At 48.8% G+C, this 20,111-nt stretch carries 23 protein-coding genes and 1 tRNA gene; 8 read left to right on the top strand and 16 right to left on the bottom strand.

Going from position 1 to position 20,111, the window contains the following annotated elements; translation table 11 throughout:
- The first annotated feature begins 14 nt into the window (after positions 1–14).
- Entirely contained in the window at positions 15–665 is a 651-nt protein-coding gene (locus ACZ5ZZ_RS17060) for a hypothetical protein (protein WP_464118975.1), read from the top strand.
- Positions 666–1,039: 374 nt separating this feature from the next.
- On the opposite strand, the gene ACZ5ZZ_RS17055 is transcribed toward ACZ5ZZ_RS17060, so the two are convergent.
- Positions 1,040–1,174 carry a hypothetical protein gene (locus ACZ5ZZ_RS17055; protein WP_347355828.1) on the bottom strand — a complete coding sequence of 45 codons (135 nt, stop codon included), beginning with the start codon at positions 1,172–1,174 and terminating at the stop codon, positions 1,040–1,042.
- Between the two features lie 147 nt (positions 1,175–1,321).
- Here ACZ5ZZ_RS17055 and ACZ5ZZ_RS17050 point away from each other — a divergent pair, with 147 nt between their 5' ends.
- The 6 genes from ACZ5ZZ_RS17050 to ACZ5ZZ_RS17025 all read left to right on the top strand — a co-directional run bounded on the left by ACZ5ZZ_RS17050 (position 1,322) and on the right by ACZ5ZZ_RS17025 (position 5,093).
- The gene (locus ACZ5ZZ_RS17050) at positions 1,322–2,062 is read left to right on the top strand and encodes a hypothetical protein (RefSeq protein ID WP_464132498.1); all 741 of its coding nucleotides are present in this window, start codon (positions 1,322–1,324) and stop codon (positions 2,060–2,062) included.
- On the top strand, positions 2,050–2,487 hold the full coding sequence (locus tag ACZ5ZZ_RS17045; RefSeq protein WP_464118969.1) for a hypothetical protein: 438 nt from the start codon (positions 2,050–2,052) through the stop codon (positions 2,485–2,487). Before ACZ5ZZ_RS17050 ends, ACZ5ZZ_RS17045 begins: the two co-directional genes overlap by 13 nt.
- Before the next feature lie 27 nt (positions 2,488–2,514).
- On the top strand, positions 2,515–2,724 hold the full coding sequence (locus tag ACZ5ZZ_RS17040; protein ID WP_262555249.1) for a hypothetical protein: 210 nt from the start codon (positions 2,515–2,517) through the stop codon (positions 2,722–2,724).
- 5 nt (positions 2,725–2,729) lie between these two features.
- Positions 2,730–3,776, top strand: a complete 1,047-nt coding sequence (locus ACZ5ZZ_RS17035) for a PLP-dependent cysteine synthase family protein (RefSeq protein WP_464118967.1) — start codon at positions 2,730–2,732, stop codon at positions 3,774–3,776.
- 15 nt (positions 3,777–3,791) lie between these two features.
- Complete coding sequence (locus tag ACZ5ZZ_RS17030) at positions 3,792–4,955, top strand: cystathionine gamma-synthase (protein WP_464140594.1); 1,164 nt, start codon at positions 3,792–3,794, stop codon at positions 4,953–4,955.
- A 62-nt stretch (positions 4,956–5,017) separates the two neighbouring features.
- Positions 5,018–5,093 (top strand) — tRNA-Phe (locus tag ACZ5ZZ_RS17025).
- An 82-nt stretch (positions 5,094–5,175) separates the two neighbouring features.
- Here the strand turns inward: ACZ5ZZ_RS17025 and ACZ5ZZ_RS17020 are convergent.
- The 13 genes from ACZ5ZZ_RS17020 to rpsB form a co-directional block, all read right to left on the bottom strand.
- Positions 5,176–5,754 (bottom strand): DNA-3-methyladenine glycosylase, encoded by a 579-nt coding sequence (locus tag ACZ5ZZ_RS17020; protein WP_464140592.1) that lies wholly within the window; start codon positions 5,752–5,754, stop codon positions 5,176–5,178.
- On the bottom strand, positions 5,751–6,449 hold the full coding sequence (gene pgeF, locus ACZ5ZZ_RS17015) for a peptidoglycan editing factor PgeF (RefSeq protein WP_464132496.1): 699 nt from the start codon (positions 6,447–6,449) through the stop codon (positions 5,751–5,753). The genes ACZ5ZZ_RS17020 and pgeF overlap by 4 nt, the downstream gene beginning before the upstream one ends.
- A complete protein-coding gene (locus tag ACZ5ZZ_RS17010; RefSeq protein WP_464140590.1) occupies positions 6,446–7,456 on the bottom strand; it encodes an RluA family pseudouridine synthase in 1,011 nt (336 codons plus the stop codon). Before ACZ5ZZ_RS17010 ends, pgeF begins: the two co-directional genes overlap by 4 nt.
- On the bottom strand, positions 7,446–8,072 hold the full coding sequence (locus ACZ5ZZ_RS17005; protein ID WP_464140588.1) for a helix-turn-helix domain-containing protein: 627 nt from the start codon (positions 8,070–8,072) through the stop codon (positions 7,446–7,448). The genes ACZ5ZZ_RS17010 and ACZ5ZZ_RS17005 overlap by 11 nt, the downstream gene beginning before the upstream one ends.
- An 8-nt stretch (positions 8,073–8,080) precedes the next feature.
- Positions 8,081–9,034: a P-loop NTPase gene (locus ACZ5ZZ_RS17000; RefSeq protein WP_464118955.1), complete on the bottom strand. Its 954-nt coding sequence runs from the start codon at positions 9,032–9,034 to the stop codon at positions 8,081–8,083.
- 18 nt (positions 9,035–9,052) lie between these two features.
- A complete protein-coding gene (gene tsaB, locus ACZ5ZZ_RS16995) occupies positions 9,053–9,757 on the bottom strand; it encodes a tRNA (adenosine(37)-N6)-threonylcarbamoyltransferase complex dimerization subunit type 1 TsaB (protein WP_464118953.1) in 705 nt (234 codons plus the stop codon).
- Positions 9,754–11,427 carry an RIP metalloprotease RseP gene (gene rseP, locus ACZ5ZZ_RS16990; RefSeq protein WP_464132492.1) on the bottom strand — a complete coding sequence of 558 codons (1,674 nt, stop codon included), beginning with the start codon at positions 11,425–11,427 and terminating at the stop codon, positions 9,754–9,756. Before rseP ends, tsaB begins: the two co-directional genes overlap by 4 nt.
- A gap of 76 nt (positions 11,428–11,503) precedes the next feature.
- Positions 11,504–12,337, bottom strand: a complete 834-nt coding sequence (locus ACZ5ZZ_RS16985; RefSeq protein WP_464132490.1) for a phosphatidate cytidylyltransferase — start codon at positions 12,335–12,337, stop codon at positions 11,504–11,506.
- Positions 12,309–13,040 (bottom strand): isoprenyl transferase, encoded by a 732-nt coding sequence (locus tag ACZ5ZZ_RS16980; protein WP_464118947.1) that lies wholly within the window; start codon positions 13,038–13,040, stop codon positions 12,309–12,311. Before ACZ5ZZ_RS16980 ends, ACZ5ZZ_RS16985 begins: the two co-directional genes overlap by 29 nt.
- A gap of 15 nt (positions 13,041–13,055) precedes the next feature.
- Positions 13,056–13,616 carry a ribosome recycling factor gene (gene frr / locus ACZ5ZZ_RS16975; RefSeq protein WP_464118945.1) on the bottom strand — a complete coding sequence of 187 codons (561 nt, stop codon included), beginning with the start codon at positions 13,614–13,616 and terminating at the stop codon, positions 13,056–13,058.
- A 40-nt stretch (positions 13,617–13,656) separates the two neighbouring features.
- Entirely contained in the window at positions 13,657–14,370 is a 714-nt protein-coding gene (gene pyrH / locus ACZ5ZZ_RS16970; RefSeq protein WP_464140586.1) for a UMP kinase, read from the bottom strand.
- 1 nt (position 14,371) lies between these two features.
- Positions 14,372–15,301: a translation elongation factor Ts gene (gene tsf, locus ACZ5ZZ_RS16965; RefSeq protein ID WP_464132486.1), complete on the bottom strand. Its 930-nt coding sequence runs from the start codon at positions 15,299–15,301 to the stop codon at positions 14,372–14,374.
- A gap of 122 nt (positions 15,302–15,423) precedes the next feature.
- Positions 15,424–16,362: a 30S ribosomal protein S2 gene (gene rpsB / locus ACZ5ZZ_RS16960; protein WP_464118939.1), complete on the bottom strand. Its 939-nt coding sequence runs from the start codon at positions 16,360–16,362 to the stop codon at positions 15,424–15,426.
- A 290-nt stretch (positions 16,363–16,652) separates the two neighbouring features.
- Between rpsB and ACZ5ZZ_RS16955 the strand changes: the two genes are divergently transcribed.
- A complete protein-coding gene (locus tag ACZ5ZZ_RS16955) occupies positions 16,653–17,993 on the top strand; it encodes a sensor histidine kinase (protein ID WP_464140584.1) in 1,341 nt (446 codons plus the stop codon).
- Between the two features lie 47 nt (positions 17,994–18,040).
- On the opposite strand, the gene ACZ5ZZ_RS16950 is transcribed toward ACZ5ZZ_RS16955, so the two are convergent.
- The gene (locus ACZ5ZZ_RS16950) at positions 18,041–19,183 is read right to left on the bottom strand and encodes an NAD(P)-binding protein (RefSeq protein ID WP_464140581.1); all 1,143 of its coding nucleotides are present in this window, start codon (positions 19,181–19,183) and stop codon (positions 18,041–18,043) included.
- Between the two features lie 54 nt (positions 19,184–19,237).
- Positions 19,238–20,074 (bottom strand): CFI-box-CTERM domain-containing protein, encoded by an 837-nt coding sequence (locus tag ACZ5ZZ_RS16945; RefSeq protein ID WP_464140578.1) that lies wholly within the window; start codon positions 20,072–20,074, stop codon positions 19,238–19,240.
- Positions 20,075–20,111: the final 37 nt, after the last annotated feature.

Here is a 20,111-nt window from a genome sequence, read left to right as displayed (position 1 = left end):
CAAAGGGAGGTCCTATGTTAAAAATATCTATCCGTAAAGTGGCTATGGCTGCCGTCTTCTTCGCGGCAACCCAGGCTCAAGCCGAAGTTTTTCTGGGTGCGGACTCCACCTCAATTAACACAAAAGCCCGTTCAATCGAATCGGAATACGCTCAAGGCATGCGCGACGAGCGCCTTGGAAACACGTTTGCCTCCACTCTTAGTATGCGCGACAAACTAAAAGTTGGTGCCGGCCTGTCTGTCGGGGGCGCTTTGGGAACCCTTGGGTTCAACATGGAGTTTAACATCGAAGACGCCGATGGGGCGTTGGCCGGTTTTGGAACGGGTCACGGTTACAACTCTTTCCAACTGGCTTGGAAACATGCTTTTGAAGGTGACTATTTGGCCCCTTATATGACGGCCGGATATTCCCGCTGGTACAACTCCAACGGAAGTACGTCCGCCGCCAAAGAATCCGGAATTCTGGACCGTGTTTTGACCACGGAAGAGAAAAGAACCGGCCGTTTTGGCACAGATTTTGTGAATGCAGCGTTTGGACTGCAATATAATCAGCTTTCAGGCGACTTCCGCGGGGTTTCGATCTTCGGAGAACTGATGGCCATGTATGAAGTGAAAAGATCTGTGTTGTTGCCAACCGGCGCCATAGGAGCCCTCTATTACTTCTAAGTCGGTTGGTGAAAAGGGCCCAATCGACTGCGTTGTCGGGGCCTCTCCTTCACTTCGACGTGCTTGGAGCACGCCTCCGTTTCGGAGAAACCCCTCCGCCTTGCGCTTGAACCCTTTTGACCAACCTTGATTCTCGGGTTGGTCTTTTTGTTTCTGGCTCTCGCTTCGCGAGTCGCGGGCGCTGCTTGCTTTGCAAGTCGCTTCTTGGGGAGTCTTTAGTTTTCTTTTTTGAATTCAGAAAGACTTTTTATCTACTAGGAAAAAATGTTGTCGACTGGAGAATGGCTCTGGTGGCGGGTTTTAGGGCATAAAAAAACCCCAGAGTTGCCTCTGGGGTTTAGTTTTTAGAACTAAAAACTAGTTCCTAAGAAAAACTACTTTGCAGCTTTCTTAGTAGCTTTTTTAGTAGCTTTCTTAGCTACTTTTTTTGTAGCTTTTTTAGCTACTTTTTTAGTAGTAGTTTTTTTAACTGCTTTTTTTGTAGCTTTTTTAGCTGCTTTCTTTGCCATGTGCTCCTCCTAGGATGCAAACGTTGTTGTTGTTTCTTAACTTACAAAACTGTACTTGCTTTAAGTTTTCCCAATTCGACCACTGACGTCAACAAAAAATTTACCTTGCATATTTTTTGCGAGCATTCGGGTTCTTGGAGGTGCCCTTTGCTCATCGTTTTTTCGATTTCGCTGTTCGGACATGCGCTCGTTAACCGAATACTTTCATCAGTGGCGCGGGAATTTGCATTCTCTCAACACTGGGTTCGATCTTTTTCGATCATGAACTTGGTTGTGATCTGCTTTTTCATCGCGTGTGTTGCCTCAACACCCACCTTGCTCTGGCTTTTCATCGGCATTCTTTGGATAACTTTAAAGTTTTTTCCCAAGATTTTGCGTTTTTTCCTGATTCGACGACTGCAAAGTGCACTGATTCCGCTGCTTGATTGTGTGATTCTGGGTTTGCAAACGGGAAAATCTTTCCGCTCTTCGCTTCATGCGGGCATCGAATCGCAAACCGGTTGGGTGCGTTTGCAGCTGTTGGAAGTTTTTGAATCGCTACAGCAATCCGATGAAGCCATCGGCGTGAAATCCGCTCTGCTCAAAGGTTTCCAGTCCGAGCTTCGGGATATTGATCGCTCGCAAAGCCGCTGTTTGGATCAGGTCAAAGCACTTCGCCGGCACTACAAGATGCTTGAAGATTTTCGACGTAGGTCCGGACAAGTCAGTCAGCAGATCAAGATGCAGGCGATAATTGTCACCGCCCTTTACCTCGCGCTTTTTGTCTTTGTGATTGCGCAATTTGGATTTCAAAAACACAAAACTCTGCTGCTCGGCTCCACATTTGTGTTCGTAGCAGGCTTATTTTCCATTTTTTATATCGGTCGGAGGATGCAATGGAAGGTGTAGCGCCCCCTTTAAAGCTTTTGTTGGACGTAAAACGCGCGGTGGAACGCGGTCAATCCGTGCGTCAGGGTGTTTTGAGTTATCTAAAAAACGAAAAAGACGATTTAACCCCGGTCGTCGCGCAATGGTTGGCGCTTTTACAACAAGGACAAGACACCAAAGAGTGCCTAATGCAGCTTTCATCGCTGTACCGACGCAGTTTATTGCAGATTTTGGAGCGTGGGCTGCGGGGCGAGGCCATTTATAGCGTGCTTTTGCAGCTCGAAACAGAGTTGGTGGAGGCCTGCCAGGAGGAAATATCAAATAAAGTTGCACGGTTGCCGTTTATTCTGCTGATTCCTTTATTGCTCTTTCAGTTTCCGGCCTTCCTGATGCTCCTTTTTGGTCCGCTTCTTCAAAATTTTTTTCACTCTTTGGGAGGGGGGTGATAGAGTGCCCTTTGTTGGAGGATTCCTATGGCTCAGGCTGACAAAAAGCAAGCTGCCCTTGAAAAACTGGTGGATGAGTTGATGAAAGATCAACCCAGTCGTCAGCTCGTCAAACAGCTCACAACCGAGCTTGGAATGCCTTATTCCTTGGACCCGATGACTCAAATCAATACGGTTCTGCAGTCCATGAACACAGTCTATCTTCGCTCCAACAGAAGAAGAGACTTAGAAAGATAGTTCTCATGTCACAAATTTATGGTTCGATTCTGGAAGCGATCGGTAACACCCCGATGGTACGTCTAAATAACGTTACTAAGGGCTCTAAGCACACCTTCTTTGCGAAAGTGGAATACTTCAATCCCGGCGGCAGCATCAAAGACCGCGTGGCTGTGGCGATGATCGAGGAAGCTGAAAAGCGCGGTCAATTAAAGCCCGGCGGCACCATTGTTGAAGCCACTTCCGGGAACACTGGGGTGGGCCTGGCTTTGGCCGCATCTGTAAAAGGTTATAAGTGCATTTTTGTGATGCCGGAAAAAATGAGCGAAGAAAAAAGAGCTATTTTGCGTGCCTATGGCGCCAAAGTTGTCATCACACCGATGGTGGAGCCGGAAGATCCTCTCAGTCATTATTCTGTATCAAAAAAGATCGCGGAAGAAACTCCAGGGGCCTTCTTGGTGAATCAGTACCACAATCCTGACAACCCTGAGCGTCACTATCGCACCACAGGTCCAGAAATCTGGAAGCAGATGGATGGAAAAGTGGACGTGATTGTCGGGGGAGCGGGGACTGGTGGAACTCTTTCTGGTATCACTCGCTACTTGAAAGAAATGAATCCACAGGTCAAAGCGATCTGTGCCGATCCGATCGGAAGCATCCTTTATGATCTGTACTACCATAAAAAGATCGTTGATCCACCGGGCTCTTATAAAGTGGAAGGTGTCGGTGAGGACATGCTCCCTGACAACGTTCACTTGGATATCTATGACGGCTTTGAACGCGTTTCTGATCCCGAGGCCTTTGCGATGACCCGCCGTTTGGTGGCTGAAGAAGGTCTGTTAGTGGGGCCTTCCAGTGCATTGGCATTGGTGGGTGCGATGAAAGCGGCTGAAAAGCTGGAAAAACCTTCCAACATCGTTGTGATCTTCCCAGATAGCGGTCGCGCTTACCTGAGCAAGGCCTTCAACGACAAATGGATGGTGGAAAATGAATTCCTGACTGCGGCTGAGACGAAAGATGTCTTTAACCGCGTAGTCACTGCACAAGAAGCTTTGGCAGATCTTAAAAAGTAATAAACAGGTGATGATATGAAAAAAGTAACGGAAAATTTGGGTTTCTCAACGCGTGCGATTCATGCTGGACAAGCTCCGGATCCATCCACGGGCGCAATTATGACGCCGGTTTATTTGACCTCGACTTACGTACAAGAATCCCCGGGTGTTCATAAGGGCTGGGAGTATTCCCGCACCCACAATCCCACTCGTCACGCTTATGAAAGCTGCATGGCCAGCCTTGAAGGCGGGAAGCACGGCTTTGCCTTTTCTTCCGGATGTGCTGCGACGACGACGGTTTTGCACCTTATTAAAGGTGGTGATCATGTGGTTGCGATGGATGATATGTACGGCGGCACCTTCCGTTTGTTCGATAAAATCCTAAAACATGACGGCATTGAGTTTTCTTTCGTGGATTTGACGAAGGTTGAAAACTTTGAAAAATCCGTAAAACCCAACACGAAGCTTGTATGGCTGGAAACGCCGACCAATCCGACTTTGAAGTTGGTGGATATCAAGAAGATCGCGGCCATCGCAAAGGCCAAAGGCATTTTGGTTGCCGTGGACAACACGTTCATGAGTCCTTACTTCCAAAGACCTTTGGAGCTGGGTGCAGATATCGTGGTTCATTCTGCGACGAAATACATCGGCGGCCACAGTGACACTGTTGGCGGTATGGTCGTTGTATCCCGCGCGGATCTGGCAGAAAGAATGGCGTTCTTGAGCAACGGTATCGGAGCGACTCAAGGGGCGTTTGATTCCTTCATGTTCCTGAGAAGTTTGAAAACTTTGCCACTTCGTATGAAGGCCCATCAGGAAAATGCCATGGCGATTGCGAAATTTTTGGAATCTCATCCAAAAGTGGACAAAGTCATCTATCCAGGTCTGGAAAGCCATCCTCAGCATGCTTTGGCGAAAGAACAAATGCATGGTTTCGGTGGGATGATCACGTTCTACATCAAGGGCGGCCTGGATTCGGCTCGTAAGTTCCTGGAAAACGTGAATGTCTTTTCATTGGCCGAGAGTTTGGGAGGGGTTGAGTCCCTGATCGAGCACCCAGCGATTATGACGCACGCCTCCGTTCCGCCTGAAAACCGCAAGGCTTTGGGGATCGATGATTCCCTGATCCGCCTTTCTGTGGGTGTAGAGGATCTGAACGACCTGATTGCCGACCTTAAAACTGCTTTTGATAAGGCTTAACTGTTGACAGGCAGGGGGCCAATGGATAAACCTTTGGTCTCTTTGAACGCATAAGTTCCAGTGGCTTGGTAGCTCAGTTGGTAGAGCAGAGGACTGAAAATCCTTGTGTCGGCGGTTCAATTCCGTCTCAAGCCACCATTTTTATTCAAAAAGTTCAAGACAACTAAACCCGCTTCATCAGCGGGTTTTTTCGTTTCTGGCCACTTTAAGGGCGGATGAACTATTTCTTCGAAATAAACGGATGATCTTTTAAGTAAAATCGCAGCGTCCACCGGGCGGCTTCGCCGGCATAATCCACACCAATGCGCGGACGGGATACGATGGATTTTGATGAAACCTTGAAAGCATCCTCGCTTACATAAAGGGGAGAACTTTTCTTCCACAGCTTCACACCGTCTTCTTTGCGATCTATTCCATAGAACTTACAGAGCTTTCCGGGACCGTTGGTTTTGATGTCCTTCTTCTTCACATCTGGCAACGCGGGCAAAGGTTGAACGGCGCGAATTAAAACCGCTTCGGGATGTTCGTGAGTCCGTGTGACGAAGTTTAGGCAATAGTACATCCCATAGATCATGTAGATATAGGCATGTCCTCCGTCCAGATACATCGAGCGGGTTCGCTCGGTGCGACGGTCCCCGAAAGTGTGGCAGGCCGGATCCTCAACCCCCAGATAGGCCTCCGTTTCAATAATGCGCGCACTTTGAATTCCATGGTCGGTGCGAATATTCAGCACTTTCCCCAAGAGCGATTGGGCCACCGATGTTGTGTCTTCAAAATAGAACTCTTGGGGCAGAATCATGATGTGCGGCAGATGAAGCTGACCTGGCGTCCGGATTTTTCTTTGTCGCGACGGTACGAATGGAATTCGTTGTTTGTGACGGTGTCGATATGCAGATCAAAAAGACGGTCCATGGATACGCCTTCTTGCTCTAGCTGCTGGCGCACGATCAGATTTAAATCCACCAGGGACTTGCCATTTTCCAAAGGCGAAAAATAGCTACTTCGTTCCTGGGGGCTGAGCGGTCCCAGGCTTGTCAGGATCTGATCGCGAACGTCGTTGCCGACTTCAAAGCTGTTTTTTTGAATGTGCGGACCGATGATCACGTCCAATTCGGAAGCTACAGCCCCTTTTTCAACCAGCATTCGCACGGTCTTGGGCACGATTCTGTTGGCAACTCCGCGCCATCCCGCATGGGCCCCAGCGATCAATCCGGTCGTGTGATGATAGAAAAGAACCGGAACACAGTCGGCCGTGATCACACACAAAGCCAGATCTTTGGTCGTGCTAAAGTGAGAATCTGCGATGACCTGATAGTCCTGAGAATTGTCGGGACTTTCCACCACCGCATCGCTGTGGATTTGCTTTAAACGAACGGTGCGAAATTGAGGATAGGCTTTCTGGATGTCGGCGTAGGAAGCCGAGGCATTCCCGAACAAAGCGGTGATGTACGGCGTGCGCAGTTCATAACCCAAAGGAGTTTGCTTTAGATTCATACCAACCCCCATTTCTTTAGCAGGATTTGAATTTCTTCCGGCCAGTCTTTTTGAAAGAACATTCTTTCACCCGTGCGAGGGTGGGTGAAGCCCAATTCGGCTGCATGAAGCAGGAAACGGGAAAGCTGTCGGACATCTTCCTGGGATCCGCGTGCTTCGATGCTTTTGATTTTTCGGTCAGCACCATAAAGGATGTCTCCGGCAATGGGCAGTCCGCTTTCAGACATATGCACGCGAATTTGATGGGTGCGACCGGTTTCAAGCTTCAGCTTCATATAGCTGAAACCGCCTTTTCTTTGCAGAACATCATAATGGGTGACCGCCCATTTTCCGATGTCAGGAGCGTCTTCCTGACTGGTGATCGGTTTCCGATCTTCTCCCAGTACAGAAGCATATCTTTTGCGATCCACGGGGTGGCGAGCCAGGAAGCTTTTGACGGTCCCACTCAAAGTGCGGGCCGTTCCAAGGCAGACGGCATAATAAATTCTATGTGTGCTGCGTTCTTTGAACTGAGAGGTCAAAGATTCATGGGCCTTGTCGTTTTTGGCGATGACAATCACACCACTGGTTTCTTTGTCCAGGCGGTGAACAATGCCGGGACGTTCTTCGCCAAACTTCATGGAAAGATCATCGGTGTGAGCAATCAACGCATTCACCAAGGTGTCATGCGCATGACCGGCTGCCGGGTGTACCACCAGCCCAGCGGGTTTGTTGATGACGATCAGATCTTCATCTTCAAACAGGACATCCAGCTTCAGATCATAGGGCTGAAGCTCTGTCGGTTCTGGTTCGGGAAGTTGAATTTCAATCAGATCGTTTTCTTTGACCGCAACAGAAGCTTTGGCTGGTTTTCCATTGAGTAAAACCGCGGAGGATTCCAAAAGATGAGCCGCGCGAGAGCGAGTGCCCACCTCTTCAATAAGGGCCATGGCTTTATCAAGGCGCAGCCCATTCATCTCTGCGGTGGCAGTGACTTGAATGGTCGTCGTCGAAGTCTTATTTTCCAAGATTGTTTTTAAAGCTCTTCATGTAAGAGTCCGCGACTTTTTTATCGTCCAGACCCAGGGCTTTGGCAATTTGTACCACATAACCGCGCACAAATACGATGGCGGGCAGATTACCGGCATCCATATTCTCAATGGCAGTGACGTAGTAGGAATTGATCTTTGTGATCTCACTCATTTTGGCGACAGAGATTTGCTTGTATTCACGAACCTTCTTAAGGAATTCGCCATTCCACTCTGTGCGGGCCGCGACTTCTTTTTCGAAAGCTTCATTTTTCTGATAGGCCGGAGTGCTCTTTTCAGCTTTGGCTTCAGGGAAAACCTGTTTGCTGGCTTCCAGGATGGAGGCATAAGTCAGATCATTCAAAGAGGATCTGCCGCTCAAAAGACGCTGATCATAAATTGTTCGCAGGATCTTGTTGCCCAGAACCTGATAGGCTTCCTCGATCACCACAAGAAGCTCACGCGCCTCTTGTTCAGAGAAAATAGTGTAGATCGCAGGATTGTCGCCAGAATAAGTGGCACGAGCACGCTCATACGCCGTCGTCACCTCGTGTTGAGGAGCGTTGGCCGTTAGCTCTAGAACTTCGTAATAGTTGTATCGAGACGTCGCTTGCATCGTAGCTATTATACTACGGCGCGAAGCTCCTCGGGTGCAATAAGTTGTTTGCAGGTTGCCAAAAATTGTCCGGCAAGCGGAGTGAATGGTTGAGCCACAAGAACGTGTTCTCTTACACGCACTGACTGCCACACTGCATTGTCGTAATCGATGGCGCCTGCGTAGTCGATTCCCAAATCATAGTATTTGTTACAAACGCTTTTCATCGAAAAGCCAAGTTCTTCATTGGCCTGATTGCGGGAAGAGTTCACGATCAAGCGAACTGGCGTGGAGGAAAGCGCCTCAAAGAAATCATAGTGAATACCCGAGGCATCCTTCAGATAAGAGCGGAAGGAGAACGGTTTTGCCAGGGTTCTTTGACGGTGGTTACGCAAAGTGGAAATCATGTTGCCATAGGCATCCGGAGTCGCGTTGGCTTTCAAAGAGTGGCAAACGAAGGACTCGATAAAACGATAGGTTTTTTCAATACTGGTAGGTTCCGGAGTTGTGATCAGGAATTTTTCGTCAGCAGCCTTGAAGAGCTCCAGGTGAGCCTCCAAAGCGCCCGCGCCCATGTCGACAATGACATAATCCGCGCGCAGATTTTTCAGTTCTGGAATCAGATTCTGAATTTGATTGTAGGAAAAGTCTGTCGGAGTCCAGGAATCCCAGAAACCCTGAACATACGAAAGATGCGGGAACGGAGTCGGGATCACCAGCTCTTGCAGGGTTTTGGCACCTTCAAAGTAATGACGAATATTCATGTGGGAGGGTTGCAGCCCCAACACGGTGTGAACGTTGGAACCACTCAGATCCAGATCCACAATCGCTACGGAATGTCCAAGTTTGGACAGCGTGATGCCCAGGCTAGTTGAAACAAAAGTTTTTCCCACTCCGCCTTTACCAGAGGCGACAACCCATAGCTTTGTGTCTTGTTCTTTGTTTGTGCGAGAAGTTTTAAAGTCCAATACAGCCTGATCCATGGATGCATCCTCTTTTTGCTATTTCAGTGGGGTGATAAGAATCCCTTTTTTAGTCTCTTCGGCTTCAGACGCGCGAATATAAAGAGGAATAAAAGATTTCCAGTCCAAAGTTTGACCGCTTTGCGCTCTTTTTTCAGCCATCAAGCCCAGAGTGGAAGCCAGCGGATAGTCTGGAATATCAGAATTTCTGTGCATCAGGCTGCGCAGAGGTTCAGGAAAGTATTCGTTGTAAGCTTCCCAGCCATCACCGACCACCAGCACCTCTTGACGGATATGCTGAGACAGATCACGAACGGGGATCGCCGCCGGACCTTGCAGATAGCGGGGCTCTGGACCAGTCATGTCGAATAAACCCAGATACACCATGTTTTTGTAGGCATTGATAATCGAAAGAACCGGTTTTTCAGATCCGCGGGCCCTTTCCGCAAGCAGCACCAGGGAATCAATCGTCACCATGGGTTTACTGAAGCTGTAGGCAAAGGTTTTTCCGGCATTGGCAGCCACACGAATGCCAGTGAAGCTGCCCGGTCCCTGCCCCACGGCAAAGACGTCGATGTCTTCCAGGCGAAGTCCGGCTTTGTTCAGACAGTGTTCGGTGAAGGGGCTGATAATTTCGCTATGGGTTTTCTGGCGCAGAGTGGTTTCCTCTGCAATCACTTTTCCATCAACAATAACCGCAACACCGCCGACGGCGGTGCTGGTTTCCATAGCTAGTATTTTCATAGGCCCAGTAAACGTGTGAAGTCGTTAAACAGAGCAAATATCATAAGACTCATCAAGATGGCCAGACCCACTTGCTGTGCAATCTCCATTTTTCTAAGACTTAAAGGGGCTCCTTTGACCAGTTCGATCACATAGAACACCAAGTGACCGCCATCCAGCACCGGAACCGGAAGCAAGTTCAGAATGAACAGATTCACAGAGATAATGGCCATCATCTGCAGGAACTGTGTGATGCCGATTTTGAAGGTTTCGCTTGCTGCCTGACCGATAGAGATCACGCCGCCGATGTTTTTCGGAGAGATCTTGGCCTGGAACAGACGCACGAAGCTCATCACCGTCATGACAGAGACTTCCCAGGTTTTCTCCGTGCCGCGAATCAAGGCATCAATTGGATTGGACGAGCGCAGAGTCATCAGTTCCGGCATGGCGATATTGGCAATCGGAGAGATCCCGATCGTATAACGCTTTTCTTCGGCACCAGCCGCGGTCATCTGTTTTGTCATCTTCGGAGTGATTTCCAGATCGATGGTTTTTCCATCACGAACCACAGAAAGTGCGACTGGCTTTTGTCCATCAAAGGACTTGATGTTGTTCAGGACATCTTCCCACTTTTGCAAAGTGACCTGATTGATCTTCACCAAGCGGTCTCCCGGGCGAAGACCCGCGGCCTGAGCCGGAGAGCCTTCAAGAACACGCGCCAGATACAGCTCCGAGCTTTCAAGACCCAGGTTCTGCAAAGAGAAGGACTTGAGGGAAGCCGACGGGGCCATGGTGATGGTGATGGTTTTTGCCGTCTTGTCGCCTTCGCGCTGACCCAGGACTTCCAGGGTCAAAGGCTCTTGCGTGTTCAGTTTAGCCAGTGTGGAGTCCAGCTGTCTCCAGTAAGACACCTTCACACCGTTGATGCTGGTGATGCTGTCACCCGTGCGCAGACCCAAAGCATGTAGGGGGGACGTGGCAAAGACGCCCACCGTTGTGCCTGCAGAGTAAGGGGAGATCCCTTCCACGTTGGCGATATAGTCGAAGCTGGAAAGCACATTGGGATTCGGTTCAGGTTTTGCGGTGACGGAAATCACAGCGGATTCGCCGGTAATTTCACGCTTCACATCGACATCTAGATGCAGGTCGTGACTTTCTTTCAGGCTCAGTGCGCGTTGAACGTCTTCCCAGGTGGTGATGGGTTTCTGATTGATGGTAACGATTTGATCCCCAGAGCGGAAGCCCGCCGTGTAAGCCGGGGAGTTCACCGCCACATCACCCAGGACCGGAGTTTTTGCGTCTTCGCCAATCAAAGCCACGACGAAGAAGACCAAAATTGCAAAGAAGAAGTTCATCAGAGGGCCGGCCAGAACAATGGCAATCCGCTGCCACACATTTTTATGTGTGAAAGAAACCTTCTTGTCTTCTTCGGAGATGCCTTCACCGTTTTGTTCGCCGAACATCTTTACGTACCCACCCAGTGGAATCAGGGAAAGGGCGTAAGTAGTGTCACCGCGCTTGTAAGTCAGAAGTTTTTTTCCAAAACCCAGACTGAAAACTTCAACGCGAACACCGCACCAGCGTGCGACCAGGAAGTGACCTAACTCGTGAACAAAAATAAGGATTCCGAGAAGGATGACAAAGGGAACGATTGCAGAAAGGCCTGATTGTAAGAATGAAAAAATATCCATTCACTCATTGTAAAGGGAGGCCGGGAATAAGGGGTAGAAAATTAAGGGTTTTCCTCTCTGCGGCTCGACGTTTCTCTTAAGACAAAAGATGAGAGAGAATCAAAACTCCGGCCAAAACAACAGGACTTGCGAACAGGACACCGTCGACTCGATCCAAGACACCGCCATGGCCTGGCATGATCTTGCCGGAATCCTTAACGTCGGCCACACGTTTCAACAGGGATTCGAAGAAGTCTCCGAATTGACCGACGAAACCGGACAGACCGCCTAAAACCAGGAACATGGGAAGTTGGTGTTCCGGGAACAGGAACAACCAACAAATCAGACCCGCGAAGACCGAACCGAAAATGCCGCCAATAGAGCCCTGCCAGGATTTTTTAGGGGAAACAGACGGCATGATTTTGGTTTTGCCAAATAGCACACCAAAAACGTAAGCCATCGTATCGCCAGCAAAGACTACTGCGAGCAGGAAGATAAACCAGGAAAGACCATAGGCCTGATCCAACAAGCGAAAGGCAAATGAAGGCAAAAGCCCCATGTAGAACAAGCCCAAGGCGGATTTGGCTTGGAAAGACGCCATAAGCTCCAGATTGCCTTCTTTGTGTGACGTCAGAAGAACAGCAATGATCATTGCGATAGTGGAAATCGCATAGATGATGGACCCCGTGCTGAGGGATGTGATGGAGGCGGCAAAAACCAAGACGGTCATCGCCATAAAAAGAATTTTCAGTAAGACAGACTTTTCACGATGGAAAAGGATGTTTGTCAGCTCCCAAGTGCCCACCACGACGACAAAGCCAACGGCGATCTTCAGACCGTTGATTCCCATCGAAACATAAAGTCCGGTGATGATGGCCAGGGCGATAAGGGCTGAGACGGCTCTAGTTAGAAAGCTTTTCCACGTTGTCATTTGCTGAGACCTTGCCGAAACGGCGTTGTCTCATTGCGAAGGCCTGCAAGGCTTCGTCAAGGTGAGACTCGGTGAAGTTAGGCCACAGAGTTTCGGTAAAATAAAACTCTGAGTAGGCAGCTTGCCACAATAGGAAGTTCGAAAGTCGTTGTTCGCCACTGGTGCGAATAATGAGATCCGGATCCGGAGTGGGGAAAGTGCTCAGGGATGAATTGATCATGGATTCGTCGATGTCTGCGGGAGAAAGCTCTCCGGCAGCGACTTTTTCCGCCAAATCGCGAACAGCCTGAGTGATTTCCTGGCGAGAGCCATAGCTCAAGGCAAAGACCAGATTTAAACCTGTGCATTGAGCTGTGGCTTCGATGGATTTTTCGATGGCATTGGCAACATCCAGAGGAATGCGGGACAGATCCCCGATCACCGAGAAGCGGATGTTTTCTTTGACCAGATTTTCAGTTTCACGTTTCAGATAGCGGCGCAGGATCAGCATCAGCAGGCTGACTTCTTCCTGTGGACGGAACCAGTTTTCGGTACTGAAAGCGTAAAGGGTCAGATTTTTGATCCCACGGCGCGAGCACGCCGTGATGATCTTCTTGGCAACGCGAGTGCCCTTGATGTGGCCGAACGTGCGCGGACGACGCTTGAGCTGAGCCCAGCGCCCGTTTCCGTCCATAATAATAGCAACATGTTTTGGCAAACTCACGTCGGGTCCTGAGGATTAGATCGTCAAGATCGCTTTTTCTTTTTCTTCAGCAACCTGATCGACTTTTTTGATGAAATCGTCAGTCACTTTTTGGATGTCTGCTTCGGCTTTTTTGCCTTCGTCTTCGCTGACAGCCTTATCTTTTTGAAGTTTTTTAACTTCATCGTTGGCATCACGACGAGCCATACGAACAGCCACGCGTGCTTCTTCAGCGATCTTTTTAACTTGTTTCGCCAGGTCTTTACGGCGCTCTTCAGTCAAATCAGGAACTTTCAAGCGGATCACTTTACCGTCGTTCATTGGGGCCATGCCCAACTCAGACTTGATGATAGCTTGTTCGATATCTTTAAGAATAGCCACTTCCCAAGGTGCAATCAGGAAGGATTTTGCATCTGGAGTGGAAATAGATGCCACCTGAGATAGTGGGGATGGAGTTCCGTAGTAATTTACACGGATACCGTCCAACATGGAAACCTGAGCACGGCCTGTGCGAACCTTTTTTAGTTCTTCAGACAAAGCATTCAGAGTCTTTTCCATTTTTGCTTGTGCGTTCTTTTTAACATCAGCGATTGCCATAGTTGTCTCCTTAATCCGTTTTCACGTCTTGTGGGCGCGATTAATGTACCAGTGTACCGATGGTTTCGCCCTGAACCGCCTTCAGAATATTTCCAGGCTGAGTCAGGTCAAAGGTGATAATAGGAAGTTTGTTGTCCATGCACATGCTGATGGCCGTGGAGTCCATCACCTGAAGTCCGCGGTTGAGCACGTCGATGTAGCTGATCTTGTCGAATTTCTTCGCGTCAGCGTGTTTGGCAGGGTCTTTGTCATAGATGCCGTCCACTTTGGTCGCCTTCATGATCACTTGAGCGTTAATCTCCATGGCACGAAGGGAAGCCGCTGTATCAGTAGTGAAGAATGGATTTCCGGTGCCTGCACCGAAGATCACGATACGACCTTTTTCAAGGTGGCGGATGGCTTTACGACGAATATAAGGTTCCGCGATCTCAGCCATTTCGATGGCAGTCTGAACGCGGGTAGGAACGCCTTGTTTTTCCAAAGCGTCCTGAAGAGCCAGGGCATTGATACATGTCGCAAGCATACCCATATAGTCGGCACTTGCGCGATCCATACCCTCAGCAGAAGCGGCAACACCGCGATAGATGTTACCGCCACCGATTACCAGACCGATTTGAACGCCTGCTCTGTAAGCCTCTGCCACGTCCTGCGCAATCTGTGTGATTGTCGCAGTATTGATACCAGTCCCTTGCTTTCCAGCCAGGGCTTCACCACTTAATTTTAGCAAAATACGCTTATAAACAGGCTCTTTCAAACTAGTGTCCTTTCATCTGAGCAGCAACTTCAGCTGCGAAGTCGTTGACCTTTTTCTCGATACCAGCGCCCAATTCGAAACGTACGAAACGCTTCACGGACACATCAGCACCAACTTCTTTGCCAACTTCTTTAGCCAAGTCAGAAACTTTCAAGTCTGGGTTTTTAACGAATGGTTGGTCAACCAAGCAGTTTTCAGCCAAGAACTTGCGGATTTGACCTTCAACGATCTTTTCGATCATTTCTGGTTTTTTGCCGGACTCAAGATTTTTTGCAGTCAGGATCTCTTTTTCTTTAGCTACAACATCAGCTGGGATTTCAGCAGAAGAAATAGCCATTGGGTTCATCGCAGCGATGTGCAAAGCAACGTCTTGAGCGAAAGTTTTCAACGCAGGATTGTTTGTCGCTTCTGGTTTGGAAGCGGCAACTTCGATCATAACGCCGATTTTGCCTTCACCGTGGATGTAAGTGTGAACCACTGTGTTTGCAGAAGCTACGTACTTCTCGAAACGACGGATAACGATGTTTTCACCGATAGTCGCGATAGCTTCTTTCAACATTTCGCCAACTTTTTTAGTTGGGTTTTTGTGGAAAGCTTGTTCCAGGATGTCGCCAGCAGCGTTAACTGCGTTCAACATGTGGTGAGCAACATCAAGAACCAAACCTTTGAAACCTTCGTTACGAGCAACGAAGTCAGTTTCAGAGTTGATTTCAAGAATAACTGCTGTGTTACCAACTGTTTGAGCGAAGACGGTACCTTCAGCAGCAACACGATCAGCTTTTTTAGCAGCAGAAGAAAGACCTTTTACGCGCAACCATTCAACAGCGGCATCGAAATCGCCCGCAGTTGCCTCAAGCGCCTTTTTGCAATCCATCATACCTGCGCTGGTTTTTTCTCTAAGTTCTTTAACAAGAGTAGCGGAAATAGACATTAGGAAGACTCCTTAGTTTTTTTGTCTCCCGTTGGCCGGGAACAACAAGATAAATTAAGTTTTAATACGTAAAGGACAAAAGAAAGGGTGGCTGGGCCACCCTTCTTTGCGATGTCTGTAGATTACTCTGCAGACTCGTCAGTTGACTGACCTTGTTCAAGCTCAGCTTGGATCTCAACTTCTTCTGCTGTACCAGCAGCAACAAGTTTACGAGCCTTAGTGGCTTTAACAACCGCTGGACCAGCAGCTTTTTTAGGAGCTTCTTTAGCACCAGCTTTTGCAGCGCCACGGCGCTTAGGAGCTTCTTCTTTACCTTCTGCTTTTGCTTCTTTAGCAACGTCAGACTGTTTGTCAGTCATAGTGCGAAGTTTGCCTTCCCACTCTTTAGCACCTTCAAGGTAAGCATCAGCGATCAAGTTAGCGAACAACTTGATAGAGCGGATCGCATCGTCGTTTCCTGGGATTGCGTGCTCGATAGACTCTGGATCAGAGTTTGTATCAGCGATACCAACTACAGGGATACCAAGACGTTTTGCTTCAGCAACTGCGATGTGTTCTTTTGGAAGATCCACTACGAACATTGCAGAAGGCATTTCTTTCATATCGCGGATACCAGCCAAGAACTCAGTCAGGCGAAGGTATTCTTTTTCAAGCTTCGCGCGCTCTTTCTTAGTAAGGTAGTTGAATTCACCTTTTTCTTTCATGGTGTCGATTTTGCGAAGACGATCGATAGAAGACTTGATCGTTTCGAAGTTCGTCATCATGCCACCCAACCAACGTTTAGTAACGTGGTACTGACCGCATTTTGCTGCAGCTTCTTGGATTGGTTCGATCGCTTGTTTTTTAGTTCCAACGAAGATCAAACGACCACCGTTAGCAGCGATTTCTTTTACGAACTCAGCAGCTTTGTTAGCGCGTACAACAGTCTTTTGCAGGTCGATAATATGGATACCGCCGCGAGCTGTGTAAACGTAAGGTTTCATTTTTGGGTTCCAACGCTGTGTTTGATGTCCGAAGTGGACGCCAGCGTCTAGCATTTCTTTCATGGTCACTTGTGCCATGGTAGTACTTCCTTTCTGGTTAAAACGTCCCCGCAGGTAGAGCCAGCTTCTTTTATTCGCCGGAAGACCCCCTTTTTCAGTACTTGGGGGACCAGTTAATGCCTGTGGGTGCTTATTGTTGGACTCTCGGGATATCACAGGGCGCCATTGACCGCAAGCAGTCTTTCAAGAACCTTTTTGAGACACTTTCATTACAACTCCCGGGACTCATCAAATATTGTTTAGATACGGCGAGTCGCGGCCGATAAGTTACCTAATCAATCCCTAATGAAGAACGTGTATGGTGGGAAATGAAACAGTCAGAAGGTGAGCGCAATCACCCTGAAGTGCAAAAGATCTTTGATCAGCAGTCTCGGGAAATCCATATTCGAGTGGACCGGGGTTTTAAAATACTTCTTTTAATTCAATGGCTTGTGGCAATCGTGGTGGGTATTTTGGTGACTCCCTCGACGTGGGTCGGGTCCTTTAGTGGGGCCGTCGAAAACGCTCTGGTGGGGCTGATTTTCGGGGGGCTGTTCAGTTTGCCGGCTATTTATTGTGTCCATGTCTTTCCCGGGGAAAGGTTCACCCGTTATTTGGTGGCCGCCTCACAGATGTGTTTCTCGATCCTCTTTATTTATCTGGCCGGAGGGAGGATCGAGTCCCACTTCCACGTGTTTGTTTCCCTGGCGGCTTTGGCCTTTTATAAAGATGTCGGGGTCCTGGGCTGGGCCTCCTTTATCGTGATTGCTGATCACATTCTGCGCGGCCACGTTTTGCCGATGTCTTTGTATGGACAGGAAGAGCATGCTCAGTGGCGCTGGATTGAGCACAGCTTGTGGATCCTGCTTGAAGATATCATCCTTATAATCGGTATTGAACGTCTTCGATTCGAGTTGCAGGAAATGGCCTATTCAAAGTTTCAGCTGATGAAGGCCCGCGAAGAGGCGCTGCAACTGTCCTCCATCAAATCCAGCTTTCTTAGTAACATGAGCCATGAAATTCGCACACCCTTGAACAGCATCATTGGTTTTGCCGACATTCTCAGGGATACGCCGCTGGACGAAGAACAGCAGGGGTATGTTGGCACCATTCATCGCTGCTCGGATTCGCTTTTGCATTTGCTCAACGATGTTCTGGATATTTCGAAAATTGAAAACGGGCTTTTGCAGATTGATCGCCATCGTTTTGATATCAAGGAACTCCACAAGGATATCCACAGAATATTTGCGGTGAAATGTCAGGAAAAAGGACTGCAGCTGCAGGTCCATGTTGATGAAACCATACCGTCTTTTGCTCTGGGGGATTCTCATCGTCTTCGTCAGATTCTGATGAATCTGGTGGGAAATGCCGTGAAGTTCACCGACAAGGGCTCTATTCACGTCAGCTTGCACCGCGATCCGCTTGTGGAATCTCGCTATCATTGGGCAATTCGTGACACGGGCCGGGGGATTAAAAAGGAAAACTTGAACAAGCTCTTCCGAAGCTTTGTACAGGAGGATGCCACGGTGTCGAGGACCCACGGGGGCACGGGACTGGGGCTGATGATTTGTAAAAATCTGGTCGAGCTGATGGGTGGGAACATCGTGGTGGACAGCAAGGTCGGCGAAGGCACGGTCTTTTCCTTCACACTTCCTTTGGATGAGGCATAAAAAAAGCCCGAAGTTGTCTTCGGGCTTTTGATTGGTGTGAAATTACCTTAGAGAACGGCTTCAGTCATCGGTTCTTCGACGGGAGCCGGAGAGTCCTCTGTAGCTTCTACTTTGAAGCCCAGGGAAGCCACGATCATCTCAGCCTGCAACAAAGAGCCGATCAGATTTTTCTGGTCATTGACCGTGGAAGAGGCGATCCACAGGTTTTCCAGTTCCGGCATTGTCATGTTTGCGCTCAGCTTGATGTCGCCATTGCCAGCGATGATCGGAGCGACAAAGATTCTTTCCAGCTTCAGGTTGTCCAGAGCCTCGGGATAAGCGCGTTTGATCTGGCGTTTGATCTTCTTAAGGGCCATGCCGACAACTTCACTGTCTTCGGTAACTTCCTGTTCGATGAAAGTCATCCATTGAGAGGCCTGAAGAGTTTCCCCTTCAATTTCCACCGGAGCGTGGAATTTGCCCACGCAAGGGCCGATTTCATCCTGGGTTGTGCCGTTGAGAACGTGCATCGCTGTTGAGTCCGTCACCGGTTTGGCGTGACAGATATCCAAACACAATGCTGTCCAGTAAGTGTTCTTTGCCAGTTTTGTGCGGGCGCGGATCGAGATCGCATCTTCAGGCAGAAGCAGGGCCAAATCCTTCACTGTGCCAGCAAAGATGAAGTTCTGTGCGTGCAAGGTTTTAGAACCGTTGATAGTCACATGTGTAACACGCTCGCCTTCCTGGTGGAACTTGGTCACATAAGAGCGAGGCAGGAAGTCGCCTTTGAACTTTTCAAAAAGCATCTGCGTCCACTGGAATGGTTCTACCGCCAAATTCAGTCTTTTGGCGCCAGTGAAATAACTGAACTCTTCATAGAAAGCTGGTGGCGTGTCGCCAAAGCCCAGGAAGGTTTTGAAGTTTCCACCTTCGTAAGTGATCGGGGATTCTTCAGAGGCGTCCTGAACGACTTCAACGTTAATCAGATTTGATAAAAAGCGCATCGCTTTTTCAGCGGAAACGGAATCAGGAACAAAACGAAGTCCGTTATTCATCGGACCGGTCGGGAAGTTCACCTTCCTGTTGACCCCAAAAGGAACGTCCGCGGCTTCAATAAGCGCGATGTTTTTGGTTTCACGGCTAAGTGCCGCTGCGATGCTAAGTCCTGTAAGTCCACTGCCAATAATTGCGTAATCGTAGATATGAGCCATGACTTAACCTTCCTCAAAAGGAAGACTCTTTGCAAGCGGCAAACAGACGAAATCTTAGCTAACGCATTTGATCAAAACGCGGAGAGCGGCTCTGACTGAGGGTTTGAGCCAGGCATGCTTATCGAGTAGGCACGCAATATGAGGAGAGTACCGATAGTAGGTGGCAATAAATTTTCTGCCCCAGATGTGATTACGCAATTTCATGTCACGGAAAGCCCGTAGAGCCATGACTTCGCTAGAGCGCGGGTCTTCAAAGGCCGCCGTTGCGATAAAGCAACGAGGACGTTCTTTGTCGGACATTTTCAGGAACTGTTTGACGATATGGGGGTTCTTGGCCGTTTTCTGGAACGACTCGGCTTTGCGGATAATGTCCGGGTAGATCGGCGTGAACTGAATGAACATGGAAAGCTGCTTCGCCGCTTTCATCATGCGATCCTGATACTTTTCATGTGTATCGTAAATTCGCATCAAATCCCAATACACCGAAGCCACCACGGTCAGTTCGGTGGTGCGTGCGCTTTCTTTGAAAGCCTCGGGTTTCAGAATTTCACCTTTTTTGATGTCAAAAACGATATCCAGGATTTTCAGATATTTCTCATAGGAAATCGCCGCCTCAGAGTACAGTTTCTGAGTCATGCACATGCGAGCTTTTTTGATCAGCATCACACGGCTTTTCCACAACTGAAGACGATGCTGTTCGCGGGCGCGTTCCTGCTGCATCAACACACCACCACTGCTGGTGGCGACCGTGCGCTTTAAATCCGAGATGCAGCCCGCACAAACCTGTGGAGGCAAATTGCTTTCGCCAGCGGCCTGAAGCTTGGAAATAAGCTCCGGATCCACCGGGTGCAATTCAGTAACTTGTATTCCGCAGCGAGGGCATTGAATCATTCTTCGGTCCTTAACCTATGATTTTAGGTTAAGCTGC

The organism is Bdellovibrio sp. HM001, assembly GCF_055397275.1.
This window is presented reverse-complemented; position numbering and strand designations above follow the sequence as displayed.

What these genes read in the sequence shown, in the direction of transcription:
- ACZ5ZZ_RS17005 (WP_464140588.1), bottom strand. Translation starts at nt 8,072, where the DNA reads ATGCAAGCGACGTCTCGATACAACTATTACGAAGTTCTAGAGCTAACG.
- ACZ5ZZ_RS17055 (WP_347355828.1), bottom strand. Translation starts at nt 1,174, where the DNA reads ATGGCAAAGAAAGCAGCTAAAAAAGCTACAAAAAAAGCAGTTAAAAAA.
- rseP (WP_464132492.1), bottom strand. Translation starts at nt 11,427, where the DNA reads ATGGATATTTTTTCATTCTTACAATCAGGCCTTTCTGCAATCGTTCCC.
- ACZ5ZZ_RS17040 (WP_262555249.1), top strand. Translation starts at nt 2,515, where the DNA reads ATGGCTCAGGCTGACAAAAAGCAAGCTGCCCTTGAAAAACTGGTGGAT.
- ACZ5ZZ_RS16985 (WP_464132490.1), bottom strand. Translation starts at nt 12,337, where the DNA reads ATGACAACGTGGAAAAGCTTTCTAACTAGAGCCGTCTCAGCCCTTATC.
- ACZ5ZZ_RS17060 (WP_464118975.1), top strand. Translation starts at nt 15, where the DNA reads ATGTTAAAAATATCTATCCGTAAAGTGGCTATGGCTGCCGTCTTCTTC.
- ACZ5ZZ_RS17035 (WP_464118967.1), top strand. Translation starts at nt 2,730, where the DNA reads ATGTCACAAATTTATGGTTCGATTCTGGAAGCGATCGGTAACACCCCG.
- ACZ5ZZ_RS17045 (WP_464118969.1), top strand. Translation starts at nt 2,050, where the DNA reads ATGGAAGGTGTAGCGCCCCCTTTAAAGCTTTTGTTGGACGTAAAACGC.
- pgeF (WP_464132496.1), bottom strand. Translation starts at nt 6,449, where the DNA reads ATGAATCTAAAGCAAACTCCTTTGGGTTATGAACTGCGCACGCCGTAC.
- tsf (WP_464132486.1), bottom strand. Translation starts at nt 15,301, where the DNA reads ATGTCTATTTCCGCTACTCTTGTTAAAGAACTTAGAGAAAAAACCAGC.
- rpsB (WP_464118939.1), bottom strand. Translation starts at nt 16,362, where the DNA reads ATGGCACAAGTGACCATGAAAGAAATGCTAGACGCTGGCGTCCACTTC.
- ACZ5ZZ_RS16955 (WP_464140584.1), top strand. Translation starts at nt 16,653, where the DNA reads ATGAAACAGTCAGAAGGTGAGCGCAATCACCCTGAAGTGCAAAAGATC.
- ACZ5ZZ_RS17000 (WP_464118955.1), bottom strand. Translation starts at nt 9,034, where the DNA reads ATGGATCAGGCTGTATTGGACTTTAAAACTTCTCGCACAAACAAAGAA.
- tsaB (WP_464118953.1), bottom strand. Translation starts at nt 9,757, where the DNA reads ATGAAAATACTAGCTATGGAAACCAGCACCGCCGTCGGCGGTGTTGCG.
- ACZ5ZZ_RS17020 (WP_464140592.1), bottom strand. Translation starts at nt 5,754, where the DNA reads ATGATTCTGCCCCAAGAGTTCTATTTTGAAGACACAACATCGGTGGCC.
- frr (WP_464118945.1), bottom strand. Translation starts at nt 13,616, where the DNA reads ATGGCAATCGCTGATGTTAAAAAGAACGCACAAGCAAAAATGGAAAAG.
- ACZ5ZZ_RS16950 (WP_464140581.1), bottom strand. Translation starts at nt 19,183, where the DNA reads ATGGCTCATATCTACGATTACGCAATTATTGGCAGTGGACTTACAGGA.
- ACZ5ZZ_RS16945 (WP_464140578.1), bottom strand. Translation starts at nt 20,074, where the DNA reads ATGATTCAATGCCCTCGCTGCGGAATACAAGTTACTGAATTGCACCCG.
- ACZ5ZZ_RS17030 (WP_464140594.1), top strand. Translation starts at nt 3,792, where the DNA reads ATGAAAAAAGTAACGGAAAATTTGGGTTTCTCAACGCGTGCGATTCAT.